Here is a 16,123-nt window from a genome sequence, read left to right as displayed (position 1 = left end):
CCATCACCTTCGGCCTCATTAGCCTGCAACTCTGCTAGCGGCAAGGGGTGCCCGCTCCGCGGTCGTCTTCTGGCTGGCAATGGGTCGCGGGGGCACGCTTCTTGATCCCGTGTCTCTCACTCCGCTCCTCCAGGGTAGTGGATGAGGCACTTAAGGAAGCAAAAAACTATGGGATCTTCGAGAGATCGGCCTCCTCTTCAGGAGGAGCGAGCGGCTTCAGCCCAGTCTCTTCCGAGGATCTCTTGCATCAACTGCCCGTGCTTTTCTGCTAGTTGACCGGCCGTCTGCTTGGTGCGTGTCTTGCAGAGCCACGGGCCGATCATGATGCGCTCGTCGTCCACCTCGATCCACTCCCGGGCACCTGGTGGGCGTCCGTGACGCTCGACGAAGGCGCGCAGCAACGTCGTTGTCTGTTCGAAGGTACGGCGTGTTCTCCGCCTGGGCTGGCTCGCGTTGAGTGCGGGCTTGTGGGCGGGCAGCGGGATGCGGTCAGGGGTCAGGCCTAGGCGGGTGAGGAAGTCGCGCTGCTGTTGGGCGAGTTGGTTCCAGGCGGTGAACTGACGATGGAGCCAGCCGCCGGCCTTCGCTCCGCTGATCACGGTGTCGCGGTGCAGCGTGGAGGGGTCATGGCCGGCTTCGATGTAGCGGCGCAGCAGGTGGTATTTGCGGTGCCAGTCGGGGCCGTGCGGAAGGGTCCAGTGGGGGTCGAGGGCGGTGAGTTGGGCATGGCGTTCGGGAGGGAGGCGGTCTTTGCGGGCCAGGGCGCGTTGGTCGGTGAGGAATTGGCCACCGGGCTCGGTGGTGGGGATGGCGAGGTGGCCGTGTTCGGTGTGGAAGGCCTCGACGGTGGTCATGTGGCCGGCCCAGGCGGCTTCGCTGTCGTCCCAGACCATGCCGAGGTTCTCGAGCTCGGTGATCCAGTCGGGAGAGAGGGTTCCTTGGTGGTAGGCGGTGCGCTGGCCTGTGATGAAGGTGCCGAGGCGGTAGCCGTAGGCGTCTTCGTAGTCGAAGGGGGCCCGGAGGTGGCCGTGTTCGGCGTGGTAGCGCAGGGCGGCGGCGAGGCCGGCGCGTCGGGGGGCTGAGAGGGTTGCGCCGTCGGAGGGCCAGGCGAGCAGGTCCATGGCGCGGGCGATGGAGTCTGGGTCGAGGGTGAAGTCGAAGTGGAAACGGCGGGCGATGAGGCGGTGGGTGTCGCGGTCCAGCCGTCGGGGGGTGGTGTTGCGTGGGGCGCGGGCTGCGATCGACTGGTCGTGGTGGCGCAGCGCCGCGGTGACCAGCCAGAGTGCCTCGTAGGGGGTGCCGAGCAGGTCGGTGGGGTCGGCGCCTGGTGGGACGTAGGCGGGGATGATGAGGCTGGCTGTCTTGGTGTCGAGGGTGGGGGGTTTGCGCAGCGCCCGGCCGAGGGCTTGGACGATCTTGCGTACGCTCGCCGTGCGGTCTGCGAACACGACGGCGTCCACGGCCGGTAGGTCCACTCCTTCGCCGAGGACTTGGGCGTTGGTGATCACGCTGCGGTCGGCTTGGGCGAAGCGGGTCAGGATGCGGGCGCGTTGGTCGGGTGTGTGGGTGCCGTTGATCGACTGCACGAGGAGGTCTTGGGTCCAGGCGGGGCGCTGCTGGGCTGGGAGCGTGCGCAGGGTGTGGCCGAATTGGCGGGCGAAGTCGGCGGCGTCTGCGATCTGCTGGAAGTAGACGATCACGTGCTTGAGGTCGTGCTCGGTCATGGCTTTGAGGACGGCCAGGTGCAGGGCGGTGGTGCGGCGAGCTGTGGCGGTGTGGGCGTCGGTGTCGGTGAGGTGGGTGCGCAGGTCGGTGTCGGTGATCGTGGGGACCAGCAGCTGGTAGTCGGCCAGGACGCCGTCGTCGATTGCGTCTGCGTGGGAGTAGGTGTGCAGGCGCGGGCCGAAGACTTTTGCGTCGTCCATCGATGCGATCAGGGAGGGTGCCTCCCACTGTGGTGCGGTGGCCGCGGTCCGCTTGGGCAGTGGGCGCGTGTCGGGGGCCTCGGTCAGGCGGGGGGCTTCCCACTCATACGGTGTGGCCGTCAGGTACAGGCGCCGGGTGGCCCGGATGCGGGTCTGGTCGTGGAGCATCGTCCATGCCTTGTCCCAGCTGCCGGCGGTGCGGTGCGCCTCATCCACTACCAGGAGGTCGAAGACGGGCGCGGTGAAGACCGAGTGCTGCGTCTCTTCGATCCGCGGGAGGGAGTCGAGGGTGACGAACACGGTCGCCTTCTTGTGGCGGGACAGCCAGTAGGCCAGGTACTCCCCCGAGCCTGTGCTCTGCGCTCCTGCGTCGGCGAGCAGTGGGTGCTTGTCCGCTTGCAGTGAGGAGACGGCCATCAACGGCTCTGTGTGGCCGTCTGTGCGGGTTGCGGCTGCCCACTGGGCGATCAGGTCCAGCGACGGGACAGCGACCAGGAGATGGCGGGCGCCCAGGGCCTCGGCGGTACGCAGCGCGGTCAGGGTCTTGCCCGTGCCGCAGGCGGAGACGATGTGCCCGCGGGTGCGCGGGCTTCTCAGATGCCGCACCGCCGCGTCCACCGCGTGCTGCTGATCGGGGCGCAGCGTGCGGCGAGCAGCAGACGTCGAAGGCATCGCAGCCGCAGGCTCAGGGCTGGTGGACATCACGTACAACCTCAGGCTCGCGGCAGATGGGCTTTTGCCATCCTCCCGCACGGAAACGGGACGAGGGCGCGGGCCTTCGGGGTTGGGCGTCACTTCTGTGGGCGGAGGGTCGTTGCTGTGGTGGTCACGTAGGCCGTCGTCGGTGCGGAGGTGTACGGGTGGGTCCGCGGTTTGTCATCGAGCAATTTCGGTTCAGGCGCCAGGGGCAGTGGTTCTACTGGGAGTTTGGCCAGCTGGCATTTTTGGTGGGGCCGACGCGATCGGGCAAGTCCACCGCGCTGGAGGCGTTGCTGCACGCTCTGTTCTTGTCGTCGGCTACCGTCATGCCGCAGGTGAGGAAATGCGACCTGTTGCAGGTAGTTTTCCGCGTGGGTGATGTGCGGTGGCAGGCCACTCGCTCCGGCCGTACCTCTCGCGGCCTGGTGTCGTTCAAGAATCTCAGTGATCCCTCGGCCGCGGAGCGGGTCTTTCCTGTCACGACCCACAAGGCGGGCGAGGTGGGTGCGGGTGGCTTCATCCAGGAGCTGCTCGACGTCCCGGCAGCCAGTCATGGGAATATCACGGTCGGGCTCGATCAGGTGCTGGGCAGCACGGTGGTCTTGAGGCAGCGGGCGATCGCTTCTGCGTTCCTCGATGGCAGCGACGCCGAACGGATCTTGACATTGAAGGCCGTGCTCGGCTTGTGGGATGGAGATCTGGAACAGCTTGAGAAGGCCGCCACCGAGGCGAAATCCCGCCACAACGCTGCCCGGCGGACGCTGACGCAGTTCAAGAAGCTGCGCGACGATGGTCTGCTGACTGACCCTGATGCCATCCGCGGGGAACATGAACAGAAGGTCCGCGATCACCAGATGGCTGCTGCCCGGTGGCAGGAGGCCGAGGCACGGCTTGGTGGGTTCGCAGGTGAACGCGGTCGGCTCGATGCTCTCTACAAAGTCGCCGACAAAGCGCGCAGGAAGGCGCTCAAGAAGGCTGAAGAGGTATCTGCCACGTTAGGCAAAGCCATCGACGTGCACGCGCGCGCCGAGGGCGAACTCGCCGGGCTGCTGCAGCCGGCCCCGGAACGCTGTTCACGCTGCCACCAGGTACTTCCCGAACGTGAGGCGGGGCTGTGTACCCAGTGCGGGCAGGCCTGCGGCGAAGGGCTTGAGGACCTGCATGAGACACGGATTGCGGCAGCACGCGCCAAGGTCGAGCACGCGCGGTTGCTGCGCACCGAGACGGAGAAGGCTGCCCGTGACGCACGTGAGGTAGCTGCTGCAGCGGACAGGGCGGCCGGGGATGCACTGGCTGCCCGTGACGCGTTCGATCGGGATGTGGTCGATCCTCAGCGGCGCGCTACCCGCGATCTGGAGAAGAAGGCAGAACGGCTGAGCGGTGAGGTGGAGCAGCTGAAGCGGAGGCTGAACGACGCGGACTTCATCGCCGTCCAGGAGGAGCAGGTCCGCTCACGCAAAGAGGAGATGGAGGAGGCCCAGGCCCGGCGTGATGTAGCCCAAAGGGCACACGATCAGCGGCGCAAGGAACTGGTCCACCAGTGGTCGGCGTTCTTCCGCGCACGCCTGCAGCAGATCCGGCCGGCCGTGGAAACAGCGGTGATCAGCCCCGAGGACTTCACCACGCTGGTGCGCGAACGCCACGACGAGGGCGCGCAGCTGTTTACCGAGGGCGCGGTAGCCGGTCACGCGCGCGCTGTCATCAACATCGCCATGCTGCTGAGCCTGCGTGACTTGGGACGCGCGGTCCCCGCGGTCCGCGTCCCGCCGCTGATGATCATTGACTGCCCCCTGGCCGGTCTCGACACCGGTGAGGCGGATCAGGAGACTGGCCTGCGGCTGTTGAACACGCTTGCTGCAGCGGCCGACGAGCGGGATGACGAGGGGCATGCCTGCCAGATCATCGCCACGACCAAGGGGCTGCTTCCTACAACGGCTGGCCGCGGCGTGAGCGAGATCCGTCTCGCTGAGGACCATCGCTTCTTCGACCACGCGCCCCGGCTAACTGCATGACCCGCTCCGGTGAGGCGGGTGTCAGGGCGATACGGGACCGGGCTGCGGCTGGGCGGGCACCGGTGAAGGGGCGCTGGCCGTTGGGAGGGCTGTCTGCTCGGCGAGCTTGCGGTAGCCGGTCACGGTGAGAGCGCGCCAGGCGCGGTAGAAACCGAACGCGGTCGCTATGCCCAAGACAGTGGTGGCTCCCAGGATGAGCGGTCGGTGCTCGAAGGAGTAGCGCAGCATGGCCAGGGTTGCGGTGAGGGTCAGGGCCAGGGTGTTGAGGATCCATCCGCGGCAGATCCGCATGCGGGAGCGCGCGTAGTCGGCGCGGGCGGCCAGGATCGGAAAGTCAGCCAGGCGCAGGCGGGCTTGGGCGTAGGCGGTGCTGGAGGGGAAGAAGCGGGTGCGCAGCCGGCGCCGGTGTGGGGTGAGAGCGGCGTCGGCCGCCCGGTCGAGGAGAATGCCCAGGGCGTAGGCTGCGGCGAGTCCGACTGCGGCAGCCGCGGACGAGCCCGCTAGGGGGGCGAGTTTGGCGGTGGTGACAGGGCCGATGAGGGCGATGAAGAGCAGGGCTGTCGCGGTGAGAGTGCCGATGCCGACCACGAGAACCTCGACGAACATCGCAGTGGCGGCCGCCAGGGCGGGGGGCTCCGGCGAGGTGGGACCGGTCATAGGGAAACCCCCCAAATCTGTGCCATATCGGTGAGCATGTCTTCCGGCAGTTCGCTGTGGTGCCAGGCGATCCGGAGCTCGACCCGGGTGCGTACATTGTTCAGTCGTTCAAAGATGATCAGGCTCTCCGGCTGGCTGGCCAGCAGGTAGCGGCCGCGCTTGAGGAAGAGTGCACTGGTGGGGCCGTATTCGGTATATGCCTGCTCGAGGATGCTGCGGTGGTCCGCCACGAACTGAGTCAGCTGCTCGTTGTAGTGGGTGGTGTCGCCGATGGCGTGAGACAGGACCTCGCTGACCTCGCGGGAAAGGTCTGTGCTGTGGGGGTGGCTGGAGAAGGAGCGGTAGATCTGCTCTGCCAGCTCGAGGAGCTGGTGGGTGCGGGCCAGTTCGGGGCGTGCTGCCATGGCTTTCACCCCCCGTTCAACCTCGTGGTCGAATAGTTCGACCAGGGCAATCAGACGGTACAGCGAGCGTCTGACATCGGCGGGCAGAGAGCCGTCGGTCTTGTACAGGAGCTTGTGGGACATGCGTGTCCACAAGTCGATTGCCTCGCTGCGCAGTTGGATCTCACACTCGTACGGGACTCCGTCCGGATCCCTTTCCCCGCCTGCCATGATGGCTTGGATGTGCAGCCGGGGGTAGCGCAGGAGGTCCTCGTCGCCGGGGGTGTCGCGGTCGTCCTCTATGCGGACGACGTCGAGGCAGCCTTGGATGACTTCAAGGGTGCCGTCGAGGGCCCCCCGGTGGGGGACGACGACGCGTATGCCCGCTTTATCAGTGATCTGCTTCCAGGGGTCCGTATAGCCCTTGCGGTAGATCTTGTTCTGGAAGCTGCTGGCTTCCTTGACGCGCGAGGTCACTGCGCAGGCGATTCCCTTGCGGCCGGTGGCGTCCAGGAGACGTGCCTCGGTCGCCTTGACGGCGCTCTCGATACGGGACCGCTCCTGCTGGAACCGCTGAAAGGCTTCGTCTGCGGTCAGAGGCATGGCGGACTCGAAAGAGGATATGCAGGACTGACACGGCTCACGACTGCGTCGGCGGGAGTTCACCGGTGACGGGCGGCCGCTCCGTCTGCGTGGTGCGTTTCACCTGCGTGGGGAGCGCGAGGACGCTTTCGAACCCTGGCAGTACTTCTTTCTGGGCCGGCCGTTCAGGAAGCTGCTGAGCAGGCTTGGCGGAGCGAGCCGCTGATGCGCCGCTGCCGGTGTTGGTCAGTTTTGCGGTGACGGTGACCGTGGTCCGGCCGTCGCCGAGATCCTTTACCTGGACCGTGCCGTCCTGCACCGCTTCCAGCGGTGCGACGAGGAAGGCACCGTTGGACAGGTCCACTCTCATCTTCTCGAGCCTGGTACTGATGAGTTCGGTGTTCTTCTCAAATACACCGACAGGAACGTCACTGTCGGCAAGGAACGCGGTGAGGTCGGCTTGATGCTGCTCTTGCAGATGCGTCTTGATGAACTCCGTGGGATCTAGATCCGAGACGGTGTTCTGGAGTTCCACCATGACGGCCATGACGTATTTCATACGCGCATCGGCCTCGATGGGACGGCTGTTGACCCAGTCCATCGTGGCATCGTGGAACCGGCGGGTGAGTTCGCGGGGGTCGTTCTGGTGCCGGCATCCCAGGAATCTTTCCAGGAAGAACCGCGCCACTGCCTTACCCGTCGTCTGCGGGTCGGCAGCCCAGCCCTGAAGTCCTGCACCCGTCGTTCCCTCTTCCGAGAAGAGGGCCACTTTGTACACCTTGGACTTCTGGGTGAACAGAAGATCGTCGAGGTACTCCATGGTGAAGGTACGCAGGCCGTCGGCCACGATCGCGTTGGTCTGCATGCCGGTCTCATGCTCCATCTTGACCACCAGCAACGCGCGCTGACCGTCGAGGCGAGCTGCAGCAACCAGGAGGAGCCCGGCAGAGCTAGAACCGTTCTGGCTGTCGCGCAGAGCGTAGGCCAGCTCCCCGGAGACTTCCACAAGCCCCCGCTCGGCGCCCAGGAAGGACCGGACCGCATCAGGCAGGGGGGACTTGAGCTCTGGGTCCTCGACAACCTCCCGGCCCAGCTTCGCGAAGACATCACGGAGCTTGCTCTGCAGTTCAGCGCGCACCTCTTCGTCGAGATGGCAGAATGTCTGGCTGAGCTGGAGAGGACGGGGCTCCTCGTTTCTGGCCTGCTTCGGCACACCATGCACGATGGCCTGCTCCACCACGAGACCTTTGAAATCGGTCCGCACTTCCCACCACACATCCTCGCCCGCTCCCCCAAAAGGGCGGACGCCGCTGTCCATGCGCGGCCCGTGTCAGTGGTCGGTGCTGTCCTGCCCGCGGCGCGCTTCTGTGCTGAGGGCCTGGCGGGCGACCAGATGCTGTTTGTCTGTGTCACATGCCAAAACCGTGTCGCTCATCGTAACGGAGCGTTTAGGAGCTGTGGTTGGGATGCCAGGGGCGGTGGCCGAACTTCAACGGTGAGCGGGGCGCAGGGCCTCCCCTAGCCCAGAGCGGGCCTGGTCACGACCACCGGGCGGCGCCCGCACAAAGGCTCTGTAAGGCGTGACTGCTCTGGTCGACCGACTACTTCAGCCGGCCTCGGCCACACACTTCTGGCACGATCTGCCCGAACAGGCCCCAGACGGCGCTTCGATGACCGATACTGGTGAGCAGGTCTGGCGTGCCCGCAAGAGGATGCACGCGGCCGACGAGCAAGAGAAAGGCGGCGCGGAAGAAGCTAAATGAATTGGCTTAAGGGTTTTATCAGCAGTCTTTTTGTTAACTGCGACAGTTGACCCACCCTGCCCAAAAAGCCGAAGAAAAGCTCCTCCGCAAAAACCGCCGAACCAAGTCTTTGAACCACCCCACGGGACCACCGAACCGGTTTCCAAGGGGGCTAGCAAGCCTGCCGTAAAACACACCGGCCCGCCCCGATGCGGCGCCGGACCTCGGCATGCCCTCACACGGCGCACCCGTGCCACCTCACTCCGTCCCAGCCGCTCTCCTGCGGCTCGTTCAGGCATGAGGCGGCCCAGCCGTCACGTGCTGGAAGGGCATCCACGCGATGAACTCGTCCTCCCTCGGACCCATCGGCGGCATCCTGGCCGGACTTCCCGCCGTCCTGGCCGGTGCCCTGGGCGGCGCACCCTGGTGGGCGGTCGGAGCGATCGTCATCGCCGCGTATCTCGCCGTCCCCCTCACCAGTCTGATCCTCGACCACAACCGCCAGCGAAAAGGAAATCTCGTCGACGAGAAATTCGCGGCCACCCTCGATCAGATAGCAGACCCGGAAAAAAGAATCCAAGCCATCATCAACTACCGTCAGGCCGCAGCCTCCACGGCCGTTCCGCAGCCACCACCGGAACCGCCACCGGGAGCGCTGCCGCCCCCGGGCCCAGACGGCACCAGCCAGTCAGCGGCATCCGCCTAGACGACCGGGGAGGGGCTGGCCGCGTCGCTCACCGAGTAGTCGCCGGGACGTCTCTCCTTGGCCTTGGTCGAGCACTGGATGAACTGGGCTTGTCAGTCGGCGTGGTGGCGGACAGGTGTCGGCAGCAGGCGGCGGCGTGCCAGTCCTGTGCGGGGTGCGGGTGCGTGACGGCCGGGATGTCGAGGCCGGCATCGCGAATCAGGTTGTCGAAGCGAACAGGGGTGCCGAAGCAGCCGGCGAACAGTCCGAGGTGGTCGGTGGTGCGCGGGGTACGGCGGCGGAAGGCGAGCGCGGCGGCGAGCAGGGGGCGGGCGCGGGGTGGGATGGCGTACATGTGCCGCGGGCCGGGCGGCATGCCGATGTGGATCCGCGAGTCACGGTCGATGGCCAGGCGGGTGGTGTGCTCGTCGACGCTGACGATCTGGGTCATGGACAACAAGGACTGATCGGTGCCGGTGAACAGCAAGGCGGCCGCTGCGGCGGCGCGCAGCGGATTGGGCAGGCGCGTGGACAGGACGTGGGCCACGTGCGGAGTGATCGGCACGGTGGTGATTCCGGGCCCGCCCCGTTCGTTGAGGTCTTCAGGGACGTCGAGCTGGAGGTGGCGGCTGAGGAACCCCCTCTGCGCTCCGCGTATGCGGGCGAGTGTGTGCTGAGAGCTGGGGCTCGAGACGGTCAGACGGGCCAGGAACAGGCGCAACCCCTCCATGTCCGGCCCGGCGTCGGGCTCTTCCTCGGCAGCAGCTGTGGCCAGTGGCCAAGGCGTGTCGATCGAGGCATGGTGGCGGGCGAGCCAGGTGCGGGCGGCGGCGCAGCCCGCCTGGTACTGGCCGTCGATGCGGGCGAAGTCGGCTTCGTCGAGATGGAGTCGGCACTCGTCGCGGAAGGCGGCAGGGTCGCCGCCGGGCAGGTCGGGCAGCGGATGGACCTGGTCGGGCGGAGGCGGGCGCAGGGGCGGGGTGGTGACGGGCGGGCCGATGGCCTCCGCGATGGCCGACGTGCCGGTTGCGGTCCGTAGATCGGTGAATCGGGCGGCGGTGAGACGGTCGCGCAGACGTTGCTCAGCGGCCTGGTGGGGTGTGTGGGCGATGAGGACGAGGCGGATGCCGGTCTCCACGCGCCAGGTGGCAAGACGTCTCAGTCGCTCGGGCGTGAGGCGGTGGGCGCGCAGCACGATGGCCTCTTTGAGTCCTGTGGTCAGGGTCCAGCAGGTCACCGCGCGCCAGGCCGCGTCGGTGGACATGCGCTCGGCGTCGGGGTGGGCGAAGCTGTCGCGGCCCATGGCGCGCAGCAGGTCCAGAGCCAGGTAGGCGAGGCTGTTGGTGTGCGGGGTGGGATCAGCGGTGATGCGGCCGCCCTTGGGGTGAGCGCGCTGGCGGGCGGCGTGCTGGACGGCGCGGTCGTCGCCCTCGTCCAGGAGCAGCAGGACGGGCGGCAAGGTGGCCGGTGTGAGGGCGGCGGGGGCACGTTGGATCATGGGCGGCATGAGGTGTCGATGCGGTCGAGGGTCTGACGCAGCAGATCAGGGTCCGGCTGAGCGCGCCCGGTGGCGGACACGGATCGCTGCACGTGATGGGTGAGCAGGGCCCAGCGGCGCAGGCTGCCCTGGGCGAAGAGGCCGTCCAGGAGGCGGAGTTGGTCAGGAGCGACGGTCTGCCACACCGGGTGCAAGGCCCGGGCGGTACTCGGAACCGACACCCGGGCGAGCGGTCTGAGGGTCAGCCACTGGGCGGTGCGGGTGGCCAGCATCTGCCGAGCGCGCAGGGCCTTCTCGCCGCGCTGGCCGGCGATCAGGACCACGCACAGGCCGTCAGGGGTGTCGTCGTGCAGGAACCGCAGGTACTCGAAGCACGCTTCGGACATGCGGTCGGCTTCGTCGATGACCACGATGTACGCCTGTGCGGCGAGCGCGCGCCGGATGAGCGCATCGGCGAGTGCGGGCGCTGCAGGCAAAGCGTCGTGGAGGCCGAGAGCGTCGTGCAGGTGGGCGCGCAGATCGGCCGGTGTGGGCCTGGCTCCCAGACGCAGCGGAACGTGGGACCGGGGGAAGCGGGTACGGGCGACATAGTGGACGGCGAAGGTCTTGCCGACCCCGGCGTCGCCCAGCACGCACAGGAAGCGCCGCTGCTGGTGGGCGGCGGCGAGGGCGTCATCGGCTGCCCTCAGGCCGGGAGTGACCACGGTGCGGGCGCCGGCCAGGCGGAGGAAATGCAGGTGCCCGGGCGCGGCTGTCCCGGCCAGAGACACCAGCTGCGTGGCGGCACCGCCGGGCGGCCCAGGAGCGGTCAGCACCGGGCCAGGGCCCAGTCGACGACCTCGTCATCGACCTGTTCGGCGCCGAAGTACTCCATGCCCTTCAGGACGTGCTTGGTCACCTTCACCCACTCACGGAAGGAGCCGAGTGCGTACTGGGTGTCGATCCGCCTGAGCAGCGCCTCGTCGGCACCGCGCCACACGGGGTGGGAGTCGGGGACCGTTTTGAGGATCTCGTCCTCGGTCATCGCGAGGATCTCCAGACGGATGTAGATCCTGGAAGCGAGTGCCGGGTCGCTCTGCAGCGTCTCGTAGGCCTCGCGGCCGCCGACGAACACGATGGCGGGCTGAGGAGCGCAGTTGTCCCACAGCTTGCGCAGGAACTCGAAATTCTCCCTGCGGTACTGCTGCGCCTCGTCGCACACGATCACATACGGGCGGCGCGGCAGGGCTTCGCGCAGCAGCTTGTCGAACGCGGTCGGCGTGCCGGGCATCTTGCAGTTGAGCCGCATCTGGTGGAACAGCTCCTCGCGCAGGTCCTTGGGTCCAGGGCGGGAGCGGGCGAAGTCGAGGGGGAGGACCAGGTCCGGGTTCATCTCCTGGATCGTGGCGCGGGTGGAGAAACTCTTGCCGAGCCCCGGGTCGCCGTAGATCACGGACATGGCCCTGGACTCGACGGTGTCGATGACGGTGTCCTTGATCTGCAGCAGGGTGTCTGTGGCGACCAGCGTGGAGTCCTTCAGGCCGAGAAAGTGCTGCGGGTACAGGTCGGGACGGCGCCTGGATGTCTCGCTCGCCGGCGCGGCCGACTGACGGCGCTGGCCAAGGTGCTTGCGCTTGGGGGCAGCTGTCACCGGGTGCCGTCCTTGGGTTCGGTGTCAGTGGATTCCCTGTCAGTGCGGTCTTGGCCGGGGCGTTTCCAACCAGCCGGGACAGGAGTCAGGGGCCGGTACGGCTGGGTGCGGCGCCGCGGCGTGTCGGGCGCCTTCGTGCCGTCGAGTTCGGCACGGGCCTCCTGCTCGGTCATCCGCAGAGCCCGAACAGGCACTTCGGGCCGGGTGGACGGCAGGTGGCGTTCCCGCCGGCGCTCGCCGGAACGCTTCAGGGCCGCTCGCAGCGCCTTGCTGTGTTCGTCGCGTTCGAGGAGCACCTTGGCGCGCAGGTCCTCGCTGGCCTCGTTGCTGAGGAAGGCCCGGCCGAGGTAGCGGTTGCCGCGGAAGGCGTACAAGTCGATCTCGTGGGTGTGGTGCGGCATCCACCGCACCCGCACCTCCAGCCCGATCCGGCCCACCCCGTTCTTCGGCATGTAGGCGCGGCCCGCGAACTCCACCCCGTGACTGGTGATCTTGTGGACCTTGTGGTCGCTCTCCAACATGAAGGCGCGCAGCTCGCACGCGTTCGGTTCGGGCCGGATCTCGGTGGGATCTCTCTGCCAGGCTTCAAACGGCGTCATCTTGGTGCGCTCGATGACGTGCTCGGTGTTGTGCTTGGCCACCCACTCCCCCAGCAGAGCGACGAACGCCTCGAACGTCAGCGGCGGATCCCCATCACCGAGGCGACGGCGGTGATCGAGCCGGGGCGCCTTCGTGTAGCGGGGCAGGTCAGCGAAGAACCGGGTCATGCTCGTACGGTTCAGGCGCTCGATGCCGCCCTTGTGCCGGGCACTGCGCACCCGGTGCACCGGGACACCGAGGAGCCCGAAGGCCCGTCGGACGGTTGTGGACAGGAAGTCGGCGCCGCCATCCACACGCACCAAGTGCGGCAGCCCCCCGGCCGGGCCGTAAGGATCCTCGCGCAGCACCGACATGCGCACTGCGGCCAGGACCGAGCCCCGGTGCGCGGAGCCGGCGGTGACCGCCCAGCCCATCACATAGCCCGTGCCACGGTCCTCGAACCACGTCACCCACACCCTCGACGGCTTACCGTCCGGCATCATCACCACGGTCTCGGCCTGCTTGTGGTCGCCCTCCCACACCGCGTTCCGCGCCACCTGCGGCCGCTGAAAGCACGGGTCGAAGCCGCGGGCCGCCGGGATCCCCTCACGCAGGCCCGCCATGAAACCCGGATCGAGATCCCGCGCGATCGCATCATGCAGCGTCGTCAGCCCCGGCGGCTTCTCCTCTGCCGCCACCGCTACCTCGACCAGACGCTCGTGAGCACGCTTCACGTTGCCCTGATAGTCAGCAAGGACCTCGACGACCTCATCGGTGATCCGGAACCGGCAGCGTTCCGGCTTCTCCGGGCTGCCGGTCTCCTCCGCACGGGCCAGCCAGCTCCACACCGTCCTCTTGTGCACGCCCACCGCGTCAGCGACCAGCCGCACATGCGCCGTCGTCAACTCCCCGGACGCGCGCAGCCGCAGCAACTGGGCCACCGCAGCGGGCCTGAGCTCATCCCGATGCCGCCCCAAACCGCCATCCACGGCCCCAGGGGCACCACCGCCCGCTATCACCAGAGCCGACCATCGCACCAGGAGCGAACCGGTAACCAATCAGTGATCACAGCACCAGCCTCCGGCCGTCAACTACCGCCCCACACAGGGCAGTTCACATCGCACCCGCGGCAGGCACGACAGAAGAGACGCTAAAGCCGGCACCCCGGCCCCAGCCCCGCAGACCACCCGAGCGGGTGACACAGCCCCACTCCACCTCCACCCCCACACCCTCATGCGCTATAGAGCACGCCACAAAGGAGATTCGACAACCACAGCACCGACCGATCCGGGATCACGCCACCACCGAATCCGAGATACCACCACCAAGATCAACCATCCGAAATACCCACCCACCAGCACAACAACGAACTCGCATTAATGGCGAGAAACCCCGAACACCTCAGTGACCCCCTCCCCGAACCTCACAGCGGCGCGCCCGGCATCTCGCTCCCAGTCGGCACATCGGCACCGCCCTTCGGGCCTGCGACCGATTCGGGATAGCGGAGTCCCTCGCCTGCGGACCGGAGCTGACGCACCTGTGGAAGGACGCGTGGGCCTGCGGCGCCCACCCGCGGGGCGCTGCCCTGGTCACCGCGGTGGTCGACTGCCGCCGAGCCGGTCTGCGCAGGCCGGTTCCGGTGGCGTGGGTGCGGCGGATGCACGAGGCGTACCTGGTGGCGCGCGGTGGTGAGTGTCTTCGCCCCGAGCCCTTTGAGGAGGCCGAGAACTGGGCGTGTCGGACCGTGCGCGCCACGAGCAGCCTGCTGTCGCGGTCTGCCGATCCCGAGGGACTGACCTGCTTCGACTACCTGCTGGACAGCGACGGCCTCGATCCCGTTCCCGACCACCTGTGGGAAACCCTGCTGTCCCTGGCGGCGGGAGCGGAGGCCTACGACATCGGGCTCGTGGCACACAGTGAACTGCGCCTGCGGCACGCCCTCGCCGCCCTTCGCCGAGCCCGGCAGGACCACGTGCCAGGGGCGGATTTTGCGTTGGCCCTGGTGATCGGGGACGCCGGGCATCCCCGGCAGGCGATCGACCTGCTGCGACTCCAGGCACAAAGCGCGGTCGTTCCCCTGCCCGTACGACGGCAACTGGCACACTTCCGGGGCGTTGCCGGGGATCACCGCGCGTCGGCCCACGCCTTTCACGACCTCGTCCAGGAGATGACCCGCACGCTCGGATCCGACCACCCGGACACCCTGGCAGCCCGCCATGACGCGGCTTACTACACCGGCGAAAGCGGGCAGGCGGCTCGAGCGGTCGCCGAGCTCACAGCCCTGTCCGCAGACCGACAGCGGGTCCTGGGCGCTGACCATCAGCAGACACTGGCGACCCGCCGAAGCAGAGCCTGGTTCCAAGGAAAGAACGGCCACCTCGACCTGGCAGTCCAGGAGCTGGAGTGCCTGCTCGTCGAGTCCCGGACCATACTGGGAACCCGGAGCCCCCACACCCTCGCCATCCGCGCTGCCCTGGCACAATTCCGGGGAGAGAGAGGCGACTGGACCCGCGCCGCACGCGAGTTGACCGACATCGCCGACGACCGGCGCACCACGCTGGGCGCCGACCACCCGCACACACTGGCCACTCGACACCAACTCGCCCTGGCCCTCGCGCACAGCGGCGACCAAGCGGGCGCACGCACACTCCTCACCACCTTGCTCACCGACATGACCACGCATCTCGCACCCGACCATCCGCACCTGATCGCTGCCCGGCTCTCCCACACCAACCTTCGGTAAGCCGTCGTCCGCGATCACGTCTTTCCCCTCTTGCGCCTCAACGCCGGGTCATGCGGAATCGGATCGCCGCTTTCGGTCGCTCACGGCTGCAGTGACCGTCACCGCACTGCCGACGAGGAGCGGCAGAGTCATTGCCACGAGAAACCACGCGGGCACGTGGGCGTCCGGCGTGGATCTCCAGAGCATTCCGCAGCCCGCGAGGAACGAGATGCCCATACAGGTGTTGAGCAGTAGCAGAGCGCGGGCGATCCGGCGTGCCGAGGAACGGCTACCGGGTCTGTTGAGCAGGGACGAGGTTGCCGCCGCGGCGAACGGTGCGGCGTTGGCGCTCGACATCTCATCGCGCGGTGTCATTCGTAGGGTCAGTTCCGCGGAAGCAACCATCAGCGCCGACACTCCCGCGTATACGAAGACCAGGACGAACGCGCTGCCGATCGACCTGTCGGTCCAGGCGTCCACTCCGTCAACCCCAATGTGCTGAGGTAGCCGATCCGGTAGGTGCGGGTAGCGGAGGGCTCCCCATATCGCCAAACCGACGAGGAGGACGGCGTTGGGCAGCAACCACAGCCGGACAGAACGGGAGAAGAGTGCCATGCGTTTGATCATCCAATGAGAGTCCGCGGTGAGAAAGCCCAGGATGATGAGCCGGAATCGCACCTGTCACATGTGTGCCTACGCTGCTCATCGCCGTCTGCGGGCAGCTGCGGCGCAAAGGCACCGAGCACAGTACCCAGCGCGGCGGTCGCGGCCGGCCATGGCAACGAACGGGCGCTTCGTGACCGGCACTTCCCCCGATCATGCGACAACTGATCACAACCGAGGCTGACTGGACCGTGGAAGGAAGACGATGCGACGGGCCCCGACGGCTCCGTTGGCGACGCGCACAGCTCCCACCGCGGCACGCCGCCGGCGTTCCACGACGAGAAGACCCGGCATGGTCCGGGACCGCTCAAGGGCCGGATCGACCCCGCTCTCGTCGAGGAGTGCC

The 16,123-nt window shown here is 67.6% G+C and carries 13 protein-coding genes; 4 read left to right on the top strand and 9 right to left on the bottom strand.

Features of this window, described 5'->3' with window-relative positions; translation table 11 throughout:
• Window positions 1-197 precede the first annotated feature (197 nt).
• Window positions 198-2,627, bottom strand: a complete 2,430-nt coding sequence (locus N5I75_RS38125) for a helicase associated domain-containing protein (protein WP_476684952.1) — start codon at window positions 2,625-2,627, stop codon at window positions 198-200.
• Between the two features lie 158 nt (window positions 2,628-2,785).
• Between N5I75_RS38125 and N5I75_RS38120 the strand changes: the two genes are divergently transcribed.
• Window positions 2,786-4,636, top strand: coding sequence for a hypothetical protein (locus N5I75_RS38120; RefSeq protein ID WP_476684838.1), 1,851 nt, complete (start codon window positions 2,786-2,788; stop codon window positions 4,634-4,636).
• Between the two features lie 21 nt (window positions 4,637-4,657).
• On the opposite strand, the gene N5I75_RS38115 is transcribed toward N5I75_RS38120, so the two are convergent.
• From N5I75_RS38115 to N5I75_RS38105, 3 genes are read right to left on the bottom strand one after another with little or no spacing between them, the layout of a single operon-like run.
• Window positions 4,658-5,293 carry a hypothetical protein gene (locus N5I75_RS38115; RefSeq protein WP_476684836.1) on the bottom strand — a complete coding sequence of 212 codons (636 nt, stop codon included), beginning with the start codon at window positions 5,291-5,293 and terminating at the stop codon, window positions 4,658-4,660.
• Window positions 5,290-6,279 (bottom strand): hypothetical protein, encoded by a 990-nt coding sequence (locus N5I75_RS38110; protein WP_476684834.1) that lies wholly within the window; start codon window positions 6,277-6,279, stop codon window positions 5,290-5,292. The genes N5I75_RS38115 and N5I75_RS38110 overlap by 4 nt, the downstream gene beginning before the upstream one ends.
• A gap of 37 nt (window positions 6,280-6,316) precedes the next feature.
• Entirely contained in the window at window positions 6,317-7,576 is a 1,260-nt protein-coding gene (locus N5I75_RS38105; RefSeq protein WP_476684832.1) for a nucleoid-associated protein, read from the bottom strand.
• A gap of 262 nt (window positions 7,577-7,838) precedes the next feature.
• Here N5I75_RS38105 and N5I75_RS38100 point away from each other — a divergent pair, with 262 nt between their 5' ends.
• The gene (locus N5I75_RS38100; protein ID WP_476684830.1) at window positions 7,839-8,021 is read left to right on the top strand and encodes a hypothetical protein; all 183 of its coding nucleotides are present in this window, start codon (window positions 7,839-7,841) and stop codon (window positions 8,019-8,021) included.
• Window positions 8,022-8,340: 319 nt separating this feature from the next.
• On the top strand, window positions 8,341-8,706 hold the full coding sequence (locus tag N5I75_RS38095; RefSeq protein ID WP_361080264.1) for a hypothetical protein: 366 nt from the start codon (window positions 8,341-8,343) through the stop codon (window positions 8,704-8,706).
• Between the two features lie 28 nt (window positions 8,707-8,734).
• On the opposite strand, the gene N5I75_RS38090 is transcribed toward N5I75_RS38095, so the two are convergent.
• Genes N5I75_RS38090 through N5I75_RS38075 form a run of 4 tightly spaced genes read right to left on the bottom strand, consistent with a single transcriptional unit; the run spans window position 8,735 to window position 13,381 of the window.
• Entirely contained in the window at window positions 8,735-10,183 is a 1,449-nt protein-coding gene (locus tag N5I75_RS38090) for a hypothetical protein (RefSeq protein WP_476684828.1), read from the bottom strand.
• Complete coding sequence (locus N5I75_RS38085) at window positions 10,180-10,998, bottom strand: AAA family ATPase (protein WP_476684826.1); 819 nt, start codon at window positions 10,996-10,998, stop codon at window positions 10,180-10,182. The genes N5I75_RS38090 and N5I75_RS38085 overlap by 4 nt, the downstream gene beginning before the upstream one ends.
• Complete coding sequence (locus tag N5I75_RS38080; RefSeq protein WP_476684824.1) at window positions 10,992-11,813, bottom strand: AAA family ATPase; 822 nt, start codon at window positions 11,811-11,813, stop codon at window positions 10,992-10,994. The genes N5I75_RS38085 and N5I75_RS38080 overlap by 7 nt, the downstream gene beginning before the upstream one ends.
• Window positions 11,810-13,381 (bottom strand): Mu transposase C-terminal domain-containing protein, encoded by a 1,572-nt coding sequence (locus tag N5I75_RS38075; RefSeq protein ID WP_476684822.1) that lies wholly within the window; start codon window positions 13,379-13,381, stop codon window positions 11,810-11,812. Before N5I75_RS38075 ends, N5I75_RS38080 begins: the two co-directional genes overlap by 4 nt.
• A 668-nt stretch (window positions 13,382-14,049) precedes the next feature.
• On the opposite strand from N5I75_RS38075, the gene N5I75_RS38070 reads away from it, so the two are divergent.
• Window positions 14,050-15,135: a tetratricopeptide repeat protein gene (locus N5I75_RS38070; protein WP_476684820.1), complete on the top strand. Its 1,086-nt coding sequence runs from the start codon at window positions 14,050-14,052 to the stop codon at window positions 15,133-15,135.
• Window positions 15,136-15,183: 48 nt separating this feature from the next.
• On the opposite strand, the gene N5I75_RS38065 is transcribed toward N5I75_RS38070, so the two are convergent.
• Entirely contained in the window at window positions 15,184-15,741 is a 558-nt protein-coding gene (locus tag N5I75_RS38065; RefSeq protein WP_476684818.1) for a DUF1648 domain-containing protein, read from the bottom strand.
• Window positions 15,742-16,123: the final 382 nt, after the last annotated feature.

Source organism: Streptomyces sp. R818 (assembly GCF_056172735.1).
This window is presented reverse-complemented; position numbering and strand designations above follow the sequence as displayed.